We start from the raw sequence: 14,960 nt of genomic DNA, 5'->3' as shown, positions 1-14,960 counted from the left end.
GGGATGGAGCAGGCCTCGACTGCCTTGCGCCTGAGGCCCGGGACGGGATGTCCCTCGGGCGGTGGTCGAGGTGGGGCAGCGCACTCCACCTCGGTCATCGGTCTGACTCCAGGCATTGGTACGGGAATGAACCAACGGGCGGCTTTAGGTTGCCCTGCACATGCGCGTGGACGTGTGGATCGACATCGGGTGCCCCTGGTGCTACATCGGGAAGAGGCGGCTCGAGGTCGCCCTCGCCGCCTTCGGCCACGCCGACCAGGTGGCGGTCCGCTGGCGGTCCTACCAGCTGGACCCGGACATCCCGGAGGGGCAGGTCTTCCGGAGCACCGAGCGGGTGGCCCAGCAAACCGGCCGCTCCGAGGACGAGATGGCGGCTGCCCAGGAGCGCATCGCCCGGGTCGCGGCCGGTGAGGGTCTGCACTACCGGCTGGGCGAGAACATGGTGGGGAACACCAGTCGTGCGCACGAGTTGGTGCAACTGGCGGCCGACCGTGGGTTGCAGGAGCAGGTCGTGGAGCGGCTGCTGCACGGGCACTTCGCCGAGCACCGCTCGGTGCACGCGGTCGACTCCCTGGTGGAACTGGCCGCCGACGGCGGGCTCGACCCCGACGAGGCGCGGGCGGCGCTCACCGACCGGCGATACCGGGCCGCCGTGGTGGAGGACATCGCCGTCGCACAGCGCCTGGGCGTCACCAGCGTGCCGTTCTTCCTCGTGGACCGGACGTATGCCGTGGCGGGTGGGCAGTCGGCCGAGGCGTTGGAGCAGCTGTTGTCGACGGCCTGGGACGAGCAGGTCAAGTCCCGGACGGCGGCCGGTGACTGAGAGTCGCCCCGCCGGCTGGCACCGGGCGTCGTCGCGTTCCCGCCCGGCTCGATGCAGCGTGTCAGGTGCAGACGCGGCTATGGCCTGACATTGAGCTACTTGCACCACTTGGCTCAACTGGACCGCCCCGTTGCCGAGACTTCCGCCGACGAGCTCCGCGGAGCAGCGGGGCCAGCATCGGAGGAGTCGGGCATGGATGCCGCGGAGTCTGTGGGCGGGGAGAACCGAGTGGATCCGGGGTGGGGGCTGCGCAGCCGGCTGCTGGGCTCCGTACTCGTGGTCGCGCTGACCACGCTGGGGGTGGGCATCCTGGGCATCAGCCGGATGTCCACGCTCGACGAGAAGGCCGATGCGGTCTACACGGAGGGCGCCGAGCCGCTCGACGGCCTGCGCCGTCTGCAGGCCGGCTGGTGGGAGATGACAGCCACGACGGCCCGCACCGCGATCCCGGGCCTGCCCGCGGAGACCGTCGCCCGAGCCGAGCAGGACGCCGCCGCTCTCGGCGACCGGCTCATGGCGGACGTCGAGTCCGTGGCCGGGATGCCGTTGTCCCCCGAGGCGGCGGCGGCGTTCGCCGAGTTCCGCCTGGCAGTCGCCGCGTACCTCGAGGCGCTCGGCGAGCTGCGCGCGACCGGTGTCGGCAACACGTCGCCGGCGCGGCTCGCGCAACTGCTGCAGACGATCAACGAGAGCGAGGCGCTCATCGCCGAGGCGCTCGCCACGGCGACCGCGGCCGCCGAGGAGCGCGCCGTCCAGGTGACCGAGGAGGCGCACGACGCCTACACCTCGGCGCGCACCGTGACCGTGGTGATCATCGTCGCCGGTCTGGTCATCGCGATCAGCCTGGCGCTCCTCGTGGCGCGCAGCGTCACCGCCCCCGTGCGGCGGATCCGCCAGGTGCTGGCGCAGGTCGCCGACGGGGACCTGCGGGTGCGCGCCGGGCGGACCGGCGGCGGCGAGCTCGGCGAGGTCGCGCAGTCGCTGGACCACACGCTGGACTCGCTGGGCTCGGTGCTGCACCTGGTCGGCGACTCCGCGCAGCGACTGGCCGGCGCCTCGGACAAGCTGAACTCAGCCTCGGGCGCCATCGCCGACAACGCGCGGACCGCAGCCGGTCAGGCCGACGCCGTCGTCACCTCCGCCGGTGACGTGGCCTCCAGCGTCGACACCGTCGCCGCCGGGTCCTCGCAGATGGAGGCCGCGATCCGGGAGATCGCCACGAACGCCGCCCAGGCGGCGCGGGTGGCCGGTCAGGCGGTGACGGTCGCCGAGGCCACCACGCGGACCGTCGGCAAGCTGGGCGACTCCTCGCAGGAGATCGCCACGGTGGTGAAGCTGATCAACGGCATCGCCGAGCAGACCAACCTGCTCGCGCTCAACGCCACCATCGAGGCGGCCCGCGCGGGCGAGGCGGGCAAGGGCTTCGCGGTCGTGGCCAGCGAGGTCAAGGAGCTCGCGCAGGAGACCGCCCGCGCCACCGAGGACATCTCGCGGCGGGTCGAGGCCATCCAGGCCGACACCGCCGGCGCCGTCGAGGCGATCGGGCAGATCAGCTCGGTGATCGGCGAGATCAACGACTTCCAGGCCACCATCGCCGCGGCGGTCGAGGAGCAGACGGCGACGACCAACGAGATGAACCGCAACGTGATGGAGGCGGCCAACGGCTCGCAGCAGATCGCCAACGCGATCTCGGGCCTGGCCGCGGGCACGCAGGAGACGAACTCCCGGGTGGAGGACGCCCAGCGCGCCGCCGCCGAGCTGGCGCGGATGAGCGACGAGCTGCAGCAGGCGATCGCACACTTCGCGGTCTGACGCACCCGCGCGACATGCGCCGGCCGGTGCGACCCTGCACTAGTCACTCATCGGAGACAGCCGTTCACGACCGTCCCCCACTGATGCAGCCGGCGATCGAGAGGCCGTTCGAGCTGCCTGCTCCGAGCTAGCCGACGACAGTCGGGGAGCCCCGGATCACGAAGGATGGGTCGCCGCGAGACGTCGTCAGGGATGTTCGAGGTCCGACGTCATGGGTCGGGTCCGCGCGTCGAGCAATCGGTGCAGGGTGCCACGATGGTGGCCGAGCGACCGGGCTCGTTCGTCCACAGCGAGTGGTCAGGAGGTCTCGCTGGCAGGACGCCTGGCCCGGCTCGGCTGCACCCGCATCGGCTCGCCCGGCATCTTCGGGTAGTCCGGCGGATACGGCAGGTCGCCCATGCCGAGGTCGGCCGCCTGCCGGTCGGCCAGCTCCAGCAGCGGCTCGATGCCGAACGCGTGGTCGGCCAGGCCGGCGTGCTTGTCCCCGACCTCCCGGAAGCGGGCGGGCATCGTCAGCACGTCGAAGTCGGTGGGGTGCACGTCGGGCAGCTCGTCCCAGTCCAGGGGCGCGGACACCGGCGCGTGCGGCTTGGGCCGGATGGAGTACGCCGAGGCGATCGTGCGGTCCCGGGCCATCTGGTTGTAGTCGATGAAGATCTTCTCGCCGCGCTCCTCCTTCCACCACGACATCGTCACGCGGTCGGGCAGCCGGCGTTCCAGCTCGCGGCCGAAGGCGATGACCGCGCGGCGCACCTCCGAGAACGTCCACCGCGGCTGGATCGGCACGTAGATGTGCACCCCGCGGCCGCCGGAGGTCTTCGGCCAGCCCTGCATGCCGAACTCGGCGAGCAGCTCCCGCACGTGCGGGGCGACCCAGACGGCGTCGGAGAAGTCGGTGCCCGGCTGCGGGTCCAGGTCGATGCGGATCTGGTCGGGGCTCTCGACGTCGGTCTTCGACACCGGCCACGGGTGGAACGTCAGCGTGCCGAGGTTGGCGCACCACGCGACCACGGCGACCGAGTCGGGCGCGATCTCGTCGGCGGTCCGCCCGCTGGGGAAGGTGATGTGCGCCGTCGGCACCCAGTCGGGCGCGTTCTTCGGCACCCGCTTCTGGTAGAAGGCGTCGCCGGTGTTGTCCACGCGCGTGGAGATCCGGGCGCCCTCGAACACCCCGCCGGGCCAGCGCTCCAGCGTCGTCGGCCGGTCCCTGAGCGCGAACAGGATCCCCGGGCCGACGGAGATGAAGTACTCGACGACGTCGATCTTGCGGATGCCCCGCTCGCCGAAGTACGGCTTCTCCGGGTTGGACACCCGCACCTCGTGCCCGTCGACGGTCAGGACGACGGCGTCCTTGCTGCTGGCCACGAGCGGCTCCGCTCCGCCGGGCGGCTCAGCCGGCCGGGCAGGTCAGGCCGTCCTGGGGGACGGCCAGGTCGATGAGGTACCGGTCGACCGCGGCGTTGATGCAGTCGTCCTTGGGATAGGCGGTGTGCCCCTGACCCTGCCAGGTCACCAGCACGCCGGAGGTGAGGTCCTCGGCCATGTCCACCGCACCGGGCAACGGAGTCACCGGATCGCCTGAGGTGCCGATGACGACGATCGGCGCGGCGCCCTCGGCGTCCCGGTCCGGCACCGGCGTGCGGGGCGCGTCCCACACCGAGCAGGTGTAGAGCGACAGCGCCGCGCCCGCGCCGAACAGCGGATAGCGACTCGCGAACTCGCGGGCCAGCTCGCCGACCTGCGCCTCGGTGGTGACCTCGTCCTCCGGGGTGTCGGCGCAGGTGATCGCGATGTTGGCGTCGAGCCGGTTGGTGTAGCTGCCGTCGGCGAGCCGGCCGGCGTAGGTGTCGGCGAGCGAGAACACCCCGGCGGCGTCGCCCCGCTGCGCGGCGGCCAGCGACTGCGAGAGCTGCGGCCACGACGAGGGGGAGTACAGCGCCGAGACGACGGCGGTCATGATCACACCGGGCGTGGCGGTGCGGGTCTCGCCCTCCCGGAGGCTGGGGATCGGCGCCGCCGCGGCCTGGGCGAGCAGGTCCTCGAGGAAGCGGCGCGGGTCCCCGCCGATCGGGCAGCCGGAGACCAGCCCGGTGCAGTTGGTGGCGAACGCGTCGAAGCCGGCCTCCAGCCCGGCGGCCTGGGCCTCGGCGGCCTCCCGCGGCTCGGCGTCCGGGTCGACCGCGGCGTCGAGCACCAGAGCGCGCACGTTCTCGGGGAACAGCTCGGCGTACGTCGAGCCGAGCGTGGTGCCGTAGGAGAAGCCGAGGAAGGTCAGCTGCTCGTCGCCCAGCGCCTCGCGGATGCGGTCGAGGTCACGGGCGGTGTCGACGGTGTTGAAGGTGCCCAGCGCCTCGCCGTACTGCTCCTCGCACCCGGCCGCGATCTCCTCGGTGCGGTCGAAGAACTCCTGCAGCTGCTCGTCGGTGGTCGGCCGCGGCTCGGCGGCGACCAACTCGTCCTTGAGCTGGTCGGGGATGCACTCGATCCCGGTGGAGGCGGCCACGCCGCGCGGGTCGAAGCCGACCAGGTCGAAGCGGGTCAGCACCTCCTCGGGCAGCCGCAGGGCCAGGCTCAGCGCCGCGTCGGCGCCGGAGGCGCCCGGCCCGCCCGGGTTGACCACCAGCGAGCCGATCCGGTCGGTCTGCCCGCCGTGCCGCACCCGCACGAGGAACAGCGGCAGCGTCTCGCTGTCGGACTCCTCGTAGCTGATCGGCACGTCGGAGCGGCCGCACTCGAACGTGAGCGGCCGCTCGCTGCCCGGCCGCCCGGCGATGAAGGACTGCAGGTCGGCCGTGCAGTCCTCCCAGGCGATCTCCTGGACCTCCGGCTGCTCGGCCGCCGTGCCCTCCGCCGAGCTGGAGGGGGAGGAGTCCGGCGAGTCCGAGGACGACGTGCAGCCGGTGACGGCGACCAGCAGTCCGGTGGTGGCGGCGAGGAGGCCGCGGCGCAGACGCATGATCACGAGCGTATGAGGAGGCGACGGCCGCCGCAGGGGAGTGAGCCCAGCAGCACCCGGATCAGGGGTCGACGGTCACGTCGGTGAACGGCAGCAGCGGCTCGACCTCGGGGAAGACGACGAACAGCAGCAGCGCGCTGACCGCGGCCAGCAGCAGCAGCGCGCACAGCGCCTTGGCCGCCGTTCCGCCGGGCAGCTTCCGCCAGATCCACGAGTACACGGCTCAGCCCTCCCGCAGCACCGGCGGCCCGTTGGGGGCGTCGGCGCGGGCGATCGGTGCCCCGTCGAGGACCGCGTGCACGATGAGGCGCTGGCGTGCCGAGTACTCGGGGTGGCAGGTGGTCAGCGTCAGGTAGGCGCCGGTGGGCGGGGCCCCGGGGACGTCGGGGGAGGGCGCGATGACCGAGACGTCGCTCGGGTCGACGATCCGCTGCCCGGGGACGGCGCCCGCCGCGAGGTCGCCGGTCGACGGGTCGCCGAGCACCCGGTAGACGTACCAGGCGCCGGCGGTCTCGACGACGATCGGATCCCCCGGGCGCAGCTCGTCCAGGTCGAGGAACGGCGAGCCGCGGCCGACCCGGTGGCCGGCGACGGCGAAGTTGCCCTGCTGGCCGGGCAGCGCGGTGCCCACGTAGTGCCCGGGGCCCTCGGCGAGCTCCTCGGTGCCGGTGCCCTCGACGACCGCCCGCGACCAGCCCTGGCCCAGGCCCGGGATGTGCAGGAAGGCGAACGGCTCGCCGACGGTGGGCGTCAGCGGGTCGGCGACGGCCGCCGGGGCGTCCTGCCACTCCTCGCGCAGCTGCTCGGTCAGCTCCTCCTGCTTCGCGTCGCTCTGCAGGTCGGTGACGTACAGCTCGTAGACCACGAACAGCAGCAGCACGAAGCCCACGGTGAGCAGCAGCTGCCCGAGACCGCGGATCCCGGTGCGCAGCAGGTCACCACCGCGGCTCTCGGACACGGGCCGACTCTAGGTCGGCGCCGGCCCCGGCCCCGGCGCCGACAGGCGGGGCGGGACGGGTGGGGCGGCCGGGGTTCAGCCGGCGAAGACCTCCGCGAGGTCGTACCGCACCGGCACGTCGAGCTGGTCGTACGTGCAGCTGCGCGGCTCGCGGTCGGGCCGCCAGCGCAGGAACTGCCCGGTGTGCCGGAGCCGGCGGCCCTCCAGCTGGTCGTACTTGATCTCCACCACCAGCTCGGGCCGCAGTGGCACCCAGGAGAGGTCCTTGCCGGCGTTCCAGCGGCTCTGCGCGCCGGGCATCCGGTGCTCGCCGTCCTCCCCGGTCTGCGCGTTCGCCCAGTCCTGCCACGGGTGCCCGTCCAGTGCCTGGGCCCGGTAGGGGGCCAGCTCCTCGACCAGCTCGGCACGCCGCGCCATCGGGAAGGAGGCGGCGACGCCGATGTGCTGGAGGTCGCCGGCGTCGTTGTACAGCCCCAGCAGCAGCGACCCGACGATCGGCCCGCTCTTGTGCCACCGGAAGCCGGCGACCACGCAGTCGGCGGTGCGCACGTGCTTGACCTTGGTCATCAGCCGCTGGTCGGGGCCGTAGGGCAGGTCGGCGGCCTTGGCGACGACGCCGTCCAGACCCGCGCCCTCGAACTCCTCGAACCAGCGCTGCGCGGTGGCGGCGTCCTGGGTGATCGCGGTGACGTGCACCGAGTCGGTCGGCGTGAGCACCGCGCGCAGCCGCTCCTGCCGCTGTGCGAACGGCACCTCCAGCAGCGACTCGTCGCCGACGGCGAGCAGGTCGAAGGCGACGAAGGAGGCCGGCGTCTGCTCGGCCAGGAGGGTGATCCGCGACTCGGCGGGGTGGATGCGCTGCAGCAGCGCCTCGAAGTGCAGCCGGTCGCCCTGCGGGACGACGATCTCGCCGTCGACCACGCAGCGCTCGGGCAGCGCCGCCTTGACCGCCGCGACGACCTCGGGGAAGTAGCGGGTCAGCGGCCGCTCGTTGCGGCTGCCGAGCTCCACCTCGTCGCCGTCGCGGAAGACGATGCAGCGGAAGCCGTCCCACTTGGGCTCGTAGAACAGGCCCTCGGCGGTGGGCAGCTTGGTCGAGGCCTTGGCCAGCATCGGCTTGACCGGCGGGAGCACGGGCAGGTCCATGCCGGTCAGTCAAGCAGCAGGGCCCGACGGCCGGTCCCCGGAACGCCGCCGCGGCGCTACCGTCGCCCGGTGGACGCCCTCCTGGAGCGGGAGGCGCCGCTGGCCGCGCTCGCGCGGGCGAGGGACGCGGCGGCGGCGGGCTCCGGCTGCGTGGTGCTGGTGACCGGGGAACCGGGCATCGGCAAGTCCGCGCTGGTCGCCGCCCTGGCCCGCGATCCCGGCGGCGCACGGGTGCTCGTCGGCCTGTGCGACGACCTGTCCACCCCGCGGCCGCTCGGCCCGCTGCGCGACCTCGCCGCCGCCCTGCCCGGGCTGCCGGCCGACCCCGCCGCGGTGCACGACCGGGTGCTGGCGCTGCTGGCCGGCCCGCCCGCGCCGACCGTGCTGGTGCTCGAGGACGTGCACTGGGCCGACGACGCGACGGTGGACCTGGTGCGGACCGTCGGCCGCCGGATCGGCCGGCTGCCCGCCGTCCTCGTGCTGACCTGCCGGGACGGCGAGGTGCCCGCCGACGCCCCGCTGCGCGCCGCGCTGGCCGCGGTGCCCGCCCGCCACCTGGTGCGGCTGCCACTGGCGCCGCTGTCGGAGGACGCGGTCGCCACGCTCGTCGGGGACGACGCCGCGCGGGTGCACGCGGTGACCGGCGGCAACCCCTTCTACGTCACCGAGCTCGCCGCCGCCCGGCCGGCGGGGCTGCCGCCGTCGGTCGCCGGCGCGGTGGCCGGCCGGGTGGCCGTGCTGGCGCCCGCGGCCCGGGAGCTGCTCGAGCTGGTCGCGGTGGTGCCGTCGCGGACGGCCACCGCCGTCCTCGACCTGGCCGAGCCGGGCTGGGAGGCCGCGGCCGAGGAGCCCGAGCGGCGGGGCCTGCTGCAGGTGACCCCGGGCTGGGTGCGGTTCCGCCACGAGCTGGCCCGCACGGCGGTCGAGGCCGGGCTGACCGCGGGCTCCCGGCGGCGGCTGCACGCCCGGGTGCTCGGCGCGCTGACGCGCCTGGGCGCCGACCCCGCCGAGCTGGTGCACCACGCCGAGGCGGCCGGCGACAGCGAGGCACTGGCCGCCGCCGCGCTGCCGGCCGCCCGGCGGGCGGCCGCGCTCGGGGCCCACCGGGAGGCGCACGCCCACTACCGGCGGGCCGCGTGGACCGCCGACCGGCTGCCGGCCGGCGAGCGGGCCGCGCTCCTGGAGGAGCTGGCCGGTGCCGCCTACCTCGTGGGGCGCATCCCGGAGGCACTGGCGGCCGTCGACGCCGCCGCGGCGGCGCACGGGCCCGGGGACGTCGCCGCGCAGGCCCGCTGCGCGCGGCTGCGCTCGCGGCTGCACTGGTACTCCGGCGACGGCCCGGCGGCGCGGCGGGAGGCCCGCGCGGCCGTGGCGCTGCTGGCCCCCCTCGGCGACTCGGTCGAGCTGGCCCGCGCCGCCGGCTCCCTGGCGCAGCTGGCGATGCTGGCCGGCCGCTCGGCCGAGGCGCTGCGCGAGGCCGGGCGGGCGGTCGACGGCGCCCGCCGGTCCGGCGACCGGCCGACCGAGGCGCACGCGCTGGTGACCATCGGCGTGGTGCGGGCCCACGACGACCCGGACGACGTCGCGGGCATCGAGGCGGCCGAGGCGGCCGCGCAGGCCTGCGGCGACGCGCACGAGGCGGTGCGCGCGGTGGTCGGCGGCGCGTGGGCGCAGCTGATGTGGCTGCGCCCCGACCGCGCGCGGGAGCAGGCCGAGCGCGGGCTGGCCCTCGCCACCGCCACGGAGGTGGACGCGCTCGGTGCCTACCTGGAGGTGACCCTCGCCTGGCTGCGCGCCCGGGCGGGCGAGGACGGCGCCGCGGTGGCGGTGGCCGCCGCGGCGGCGGAGCGGGGCGCGACGGTGACCCAGCTGCTGGCGCGCACGGTGCTGGCGGAGACCGCCGTCCGCCGCGGGGCCCCGGACGCCGCGCGGCAGCTGGCCGCCGTCGCCGCGCAGGCCGACCGCACCGGCGAGCTGCAGCGGATCGTGCCGGTGCTGGAGCTGCAGGTGGAGGTGGCGCTGCTGTCCGGCGGGCCGATGCCGGTCGACGCCGTCACCCGGGCGCTCGCGCTGGCCGAGGACGGCGGACGGCGGCAGTGGGGTGCCGGCCGGCTGGCCGCCGTCGCCGCCCTCGCCGGCGTCCCGGACGGCTGGCGCGGGCCGGCCGCCCCGGCGTCGGCCGCCGTGATCGCGGGCGATCCGGCGGCCGCGGCCGACGCGCACGGCGCTGCCGGCTGGCGCTACGACCGGGCGCTACTGCTGTCGCTGCTGGACGACCCCGCCGCGCTGCGGGAGGCCCTGGAGACCGCGCGGGCGCTCGGCGCCGGGCCGCTGGCCGCCCGGGTCGCCCGGCGGATGCGGGCCCTGGGCCTCGCCGTCCGGCACGGCCGGCGGGGAACCACGCGGACCAATCCGGCCGGCCTGACCGACCGCCAGGCCGAGGTCGCCCGGCTGCTCGCCGCGGGCCTGACCAACGCCGAGATCGCCGCGGCGCTGGTCGTCTCCCCGCGCACGGCCGAGCACCACGTGGCCGCGGTGCTGGCCAAGCTCGGCGTCGGCTCGCGGCGGGACGCCGCCCGGCGGGCGGCGTCCCTGGGCCTGGTCAGTAGCTGAACGTGGTGGCGCCCTCCTCGCCGATCCACGCCCACAGCGGCACCGTGCCGCCGAGCTCGGCGCCCTTCACCAGCGCGCCCTGGTCCAACTGCTTGGCGGTGAAGCAGATCGGGCACACGAAGTACCGGCCGCCGGCGGCGGCGTAGCGGTCCAGCAGCGTCGGCAGCGGCGGGCAGCCCTCGCAGGCGGTGCCCACGGCGATGCCGTCGAGGGCCAGCCGCACCGCCTCCTTGGCCAGGAACATCGCGGTGGGCCGGCCGGACTCGGCCGCGCCGACGGCCATGAGGAAGGCGACGGTGACCGTCTCCGGGTCCTCCAGGCCGGTGCGGAGACTGATGACTGCCTTGGCGTCCACGACGGACCTCCTCGCGGGGTGCGGATCGACCCCTCCGAGGCTGGCCCGCGGCACCCGTCCCGCCATCGGCAGCGGCTGCCCATCCGAGCTGTCGCGTCCCCCAGACGAGCGCCCCGCGGATGCCCCGCCCGGCCGCATCGGGGAGCATGCGGGGTCGGACCGCGCACGCACCGAGGAGGACCACCATGGGACCGGGACCCCGCCTGCTGGGCGGGCGGTACGCCCTCGAGTCCCTGCTGGCCACCGGCGGCATGGGCCAGGTGTGGCGCGGCCGCGACACCCTGCTCGACCGGCCGGTCGCCGTGAAGGTGCTGCGCCCGGAGTACACCGCCGACCCGGCCTTCCTCGCCCGCTTCCGCGCCGAGGCCCGGCACACCGCGGTGCTGGGCCACCCGAACATCGCGACGCTGCACGACTACGGCGAGGTCCCCGGCGATGCCGCGGCGGGCACCGAGCCCCAGGCCTACCTCGTCATGGAGCTCGTGCCGGGGGAGTCGCTCGCCGACGTCCTCGCCCGCGAGGGCCGGCTCGACCCCCGGCGCACCGCCGACCTGCTCCGCCAGGCCGCCGCCGGGCTGGGCGCCGCGCACGCGGCCGGGGTGGTGCACCGCGACGTCAAGCCCGGCAACGTGCTCGTGACGCCCGACGGCACGGTGAAGATCACCGATTTCGGCATCGCCTGGTCGGCGTCCAGCGTGCCGCTCACCGGTACCGGGCAGATCATCGGCACCGCCCACTACCTCTCCCCGGAGCAGGCCCAGGGCGCACCGGCCGGCCCGGCCAGTGACGTCTACGCCCTCGGCCTGGTCGGCTACGAGTGCCTGGCCGGGCGGCGGGCCTTCGACGGCGAGAGCTCGGTGCAGATCGCGCTGCGGCAGATCCGCGAGGAGCCGCCACCACTGCCCGGCGACGTCCCCGAGGCGGTGCGGCGGCTCGTCGAGCGGGCCATCGCGAAGGACCCTGCGGCCCGCTTCCCCGACGGTGCCGCCCTCCGCGACGCGGCGGCCGCGGTGCTGGCCGGCCCCGACCAGGCGCGCCGGGCGACCGCCGTGCTCCCCGGTCCGCCGGCGGCCGCGGCACCGGCAGCCGCGGCGGCGGCGGTGGCCGGCGGGTTCCCGGCCACCCGCGTCCTGCCGCCGGCCGCGTCCGCCGCCGCGCCGGCGCCCGCCGGACGGCCCCGCCGGCGGCTCGCGGTCGCCCTGGGCCTGCTGCTCGTGCTGCTGGTCGCGGGGGTGGTCGCCCTGGCCGCGCTGACCGGCGGCGACGACCCGGCGTCCTCGGCAGCGGGGACGACGTCGGCGACCCCCACGTCCAGCGCGGCCCCGGCCCCCGGCACGCCCGAGCCGGTGCGCGTGACCGGTGCCGACCTCGTCGGCCGCCCGGTCGGCGAGGTGCAGGCCGAGCTCACCGCGCTGGGGCTGGCGGTCACGCTGCGGCCGGTGCAGACCTCCGACCTGCCCGACGGCCAGGTCATCGCCGTCAGCCCGGAGGGCGAGCTGTCCCCGGGCAGCCCGGTGACGGTCACGTACGCCGTCGCCCCGCCCCCCGCGCCGGCGCCCGGGGGGAACGGCGGCGGCAACGGCGACGAGGGCGGCGGGAACGGCGACGAGGGCGACCAGGGCAACGGCAACGGCAACGGCAACGGCAACGGCAACGGCAACGGGAACGGGAACGGCGGGGGAGACGACGAGGAGGGCGACGGCGAGGAGTGAGCTCAGCCGCCGACGGCGTACCGGGTGAACAGCACGCCGTCCTCCTCCAGCACCTGCAGCAGCCGCGGCCGGACGACGGCGCCCAGCGCCCGGTCCAGCAGCCGGGCCTGCCCGCCGACCAGCGCCGGGGCGATGCTCAGGTCGAGCTCGTCGACCACGCCGGCATCGAGGGCGGCCGACAGCAGCGACGGCCCGCCCTCGCACAGCACCTGGTCCAGCCCGCGGTCGGCGAGCGCGTCCAGCGCGGCGGGCAGGTCGACGTCGTCGTCCCCGCAGACCAGCACGGTCACCCCCGCGTCGGCCAGCGCCGCGCGGCGGCCGGGGTCGGCCGCCGCGCAGGTGACCAGGATCGTCGAGTCGACCGCCAGCCGGTCGCCGGGTGCCAGCGACGCCCGGCGGGAGACCACCGCGATGGGCGCGGTCCCCGGCCGGCCCAGGGCGCGGCGGAGCCGGCCGACCGCGGAGTCCGCGGCCATCGGCCGGTAGCCCTCGCCGGCCGCGGTGCCGTGCCCGACCAGCACGACGTCGGCCAGTGCCCGCAGCAGCCGGAACACCCGCTGGTCGCCCGGCGAGCCGAGACCCGCGCTGGCGCCGGCCACGGTCACCGCCCCGTCGAGGGAGGCGACGAAGTTCACCCGCAGCGAGCGGCCGGTCGGGAGCCGGTAGGCCGCGGCCAGGGCGGCGTCGTCGAGGTCGGCCGCGGGCGACGGCAGCAGCCGCCGCACGTCAGCGGGTGCTGACGACGGCGGCGCTCTCCGCGGGCAGCGTCACCGTCGGCCCGGCGACGGCGGGCAGCTCGCCGGTCGCGAACAGCACCTCGCCGGCCGGCCGGTCCAGGTCGATCTCCCGCGGCTCGGCGGCCAGGTTGGCCACCACCCGCAGCGACCCGCGGTGCACCACCAGCCAGCGGTCGGCGTCGTCCCAGCTGACCTCGACCGACGCGAGGTCGGGGTCGACCAGCTCGGGGTGGGCCTTGCGGAGGGCCAGCAGGGCGCGGTGCACCGCCAGCAGCCGCTCGTGCGGCTCCCGGGTGGGCTCGGACCAGTCGAGCTTGGACCGGGTGAAGGTCTCGGGGTCCTGCGGATCGGGCACCACGTCGGCGTCCCAGCCGTGCTCGGCGAACTCCCCGATGCGCCCCTTCGCCGTCGCCTCGCCGAGCTCGGGTTCCGGGTGGCTGGTGAAGAACTGCCACGGCGTGCTCGCACCCCACTCCTCGCCCATGAACAGCATCGGCGTGAAGGGGCTGGTCAGCACGATGGTGGCGCCCACGGCGAGCAGGCCGGGGGAGAGGGAGGCCGAGATGCGATCGCCGACCGCGCGGTTGCCGATCTGGTCGTGGTCCTGCAGGTAGCCGAGGAACTTCCAGCCCGGCAGCAGCGCGGTGTCCACCGGCCGGCCGTGGTGCCGGCGGCGGAAGCTGGACCACGCGCCGTCGTGGAAGTAGGCGCCGGTGAGCGTCTTGGCCAGGCCGGAGAGGCCGGCCGCGGCGAAGTCGGCGTAGTAGCCCTGGCCCTCGCCGGTGAGCGTCGAGTGCAGCGCGTGGTGGAAGTCGTCGCTCCACTGCGCGGTCAGCCCCATGCCGCCGGCCACGCGCGGGGTGACCATCCGCGGGTCGTTGAGGTCGCTCTCGGCGATCAGGGTGAGCGGCCGGCCGGCGGCGACCGACAGCCGGTCGACCTCCTGCGCCATCTCCTCGAGCACGTGGGTGGCGCGCTCGTCGACCAGCGCGTGGACGGCGTCCAGCCGCAGCCCGTCGACGTGCATGTCGCGCAGCCACATCAGCGCGTTGTCGATGATGTAGCGCCGCACCTCGTCGGAGTCCGGGCCGGACAGGTTGATCGAGTTGCCCCAGGTGTTGGCACCGCCCTCGGCGAACACCGGGAAGAACAGCGGCAGGTAGTTCCCCGACGGGCCCAGGTGGTTGTAGACGACGTCCTGGATCACGCCGAGGCCGCGCTGGTGGCAGGCGTCGACGAAGCGCTGGTAGGCGGCCGGGCCGCCGTAGGTCTCCTGGACCGTGTACCAGAGGACGCCGTCGTAGCCCCAGTTGTGGGTGCCGTTGAAGCCGTTCACCGGCAGCAGCTCGACGAAGTCGACGCCCAGGCCGACGAGGTGGTCGAGCCGGTCGATCGCGGCGTCGAGCGTGCCCTCGGCCGTGAACGTGCCGACGTGCATCTCGTAGACGACGCCGCCGGCCAGCGGGCGCCCGGTCCAGGCGCCGTCGCCCCAGGTGTAGGACGCCGGGTCGTACCGGCGGGACAGCCCGTGCACGCCCTCGGGCTGCCGCCGGGAGCGCGGATCCGGCCGGGGGGTCTCGTCGTCGTCGAGCAGGAAGCCGTAGTCGGCGTCGGGGCCGGCCGCGACCTCCGCGCGCCACCAGCCGCCGTCGTCAGGCTGCATGTCGTGCACGGTGCCGTCGAGCACGAGGCGGACACGCTCGGGCACGGGGGCCCAGACGGCGAACGGGACGGGTGCGGACATGCGGGCACTCCAGAGCTGGTCGGACGGCGGTGCCCCGATCATGCCCGGGACGTCGGCGTCCAACCGTGCCCGTCGCGGGGCGGGGTGGCCGCTCGGCCACCCCG

Annotated in this window: 12 protein-coding genes; 4 read left to right on the top strand and 8 right to left on the bottom strand. The window is 75.6% G+C overall.

The features are described 5' to 3' along the window. Nucleotides 1-160: 160 nt before the first annotated feature. Nucleotides 161-823 (top strand): DsbA family oxidoreductase, encoded by a 663-nt coding sequence (locus ACI79R_RS22120; protein ID WP_456575837.1) that lies wholly within the window; start codon nucleotides 161-163, stop codon nucleotides 821-823. Nucleotides 824-1,015: 192 nt separating this feature from the next. After that, nucleotides 1,016-2,635 (top strand): methyl-accepting chemotaxis protein, encoded by a 1,620-nt coding sequence (locus tag ACI79R_RS22115; RefSeq protein ID WP_456575836.1) that lies wholly within the window; start codon nucleotides 1,016-1,018, stop codon nucleotides 2,633-2,635. Nucleotides 2,636-2,932: 297 nt separating this feature from the next. Here ACI79R_RS22115 and ACI79R_RS22110 read toward each other — a convergent pair whose 3' ends face one another. The 5 genes from ACI79R_RS22110 to ACI79R_RS22090 form a co-directional block, all read right to left on the bottom strand. Beyond that, entirely contained in the window at nucleotides 2,933-4,000 is a 1,068-nt protein-coding gene (locus ACI79R_RS22110; protein WP_456575835.1) for a DNA polymerase domain-containing protein, read from the bottom strand. Between the two features lie 25 nt (nucleotides 4,001-4,025). Continuing rightward, nucleotides 4,026-5,591, bottom strand: coding sequence for an alpha/beta hydrolase (locus ACI79R_RS22105; protein WP_456575834.1), 1,566 nt, complete (start codon nucleotides 5,589-5,591; stop codon nucleotides 4,026-4,028). Between the two features lie 61 nt (nucleotides 5,592-5,652). After that, nucleotides 5,653-5,811: a hypothetical protein gene (locus ACI79R_RS22100; protein ID WP_456575833.1), complete on the bottom strand. Its 159-nt coding sequence runs from the start codon at nucleotides 5,809-5,811 to the stop codon at nucleotides 5,653-5,655. 3 nt (nucleotides 5,812-5,814) lie between these two features. Then, nucleotides 5,815-6,549 (bottom strand): class E sortase, encoded by a 735-nt coding sequence (locus tag ACI79R_RS22095; RefSeq protein WP_456575832.1) that lies wholly within the window; start codon nucleotides 6,547-6,549, stop codon nucleotides 5,815-5,817. Between the two features lie 75 nt (nucleotides 6,550-6,624). After that, nucleotides 6,625-7,695, bottom strand: coding sequence for an ATP-dependent DNA ligase (locus tag ACI79R_RS22090; protein WP_456575831.1), 1,071 nt, complete (start codon nucleotides 7,693-7,695; stop codon nucleotides 6,625-6,627). A gap of 69 nt (nucleotides 7,696-7,764) precedes the next feature. Between ACI79R_RS22090 and ACI79R_RS22085 the strand changes: the two genes are divergently transcribed. Further along, nucleotides 7,765-10,308: an ATP-binding protein gene (locus tag ACI79R_RS22085; protein WP_456575830.1), complete on the top strand. Its 2,544-nt coding sequence runs from the start codon at nucleotides 7,765-7,767 to the stop codon at nucleotides 10,306-10,308. On the opposite strand, the gene ACI79R_RS22080 is transcribed toward ACI79R_RS22085, so the two are convergent. After that, nucleotides 10,298-10,663, bottom strand: a complete 366-nt coding sequence (locus ACI79R_RS22080; protein ID WP_456575829.1) for a peroxiredoxin — start codon at nucleotides 10,661-10,663, stop codon at nucleotides 10,298-10,300. The two genes, ACI79R_RS22085 and ACI79R_RS22080, sit on opposite strands and share 11 nt — an antisense overlap. A 185-nt stretch (nucleotides 10,664-10,848) precedes the next feature. Between ACI79R_RS22080 and ACI79R_RS22075 the strand changes: the two genes are divergently transcribed. Next, a complete protein-coding gene (locus ACI79R_RS22075) occupies nucleotides 10,849-12,375 on the top strand; it encodes a serine/threonine protein kinase (protein ID WP_456575828.1) in 1,527 nt (508 codons plus the stop codon). A gap of 2 nt (nucleotides 12,376-12,377) precedes the next feature. On the opposite strand, the gene ACI79R_RS22070 is transcribed toward ACI79R_RS22075, so the two are convergent. After that, the gene (locus ACI79R_RS22070) at nucleotides 12,378-13,100 is read right to left on the bottom strand and encodes a dihydrofolate reductase family protein (protein WP_456575827.1); all 723 of its coding nucleotides are present in this window, start codon (nucleotides 13,098-13,100) and stop codon (nucleotides 12,378-12,380) included. Between the two features lies 1 nt (nucleotide 13,101). Further along, nucleotides 13,102-14,856 carry a malto-oligosyltrehalose trehalohydrolase gene (gene treZ / locus ACI79R_RS22065; RefSeq protein ID WP_456575826.1) on the bottom strand — a complete coding sequence of 585 codons (1,755 nt, stop codon included), beginning with the start codon at nucleotides 14,854-14,856 and terminating at the stop codon, nucleotides 13,102-13,104. Nucleotides 14,857-14,960 lie beyond the last annotated feature (104 nt).

Source organism: Blastococcus sp. SYSU D00820 (assembly GCF_054050695.1).
The sequence above is the reverse complement of the archived record's forward strand: the minus strand, read 5'-3'. Positions and strand labels throughout refer to the sequence as shown.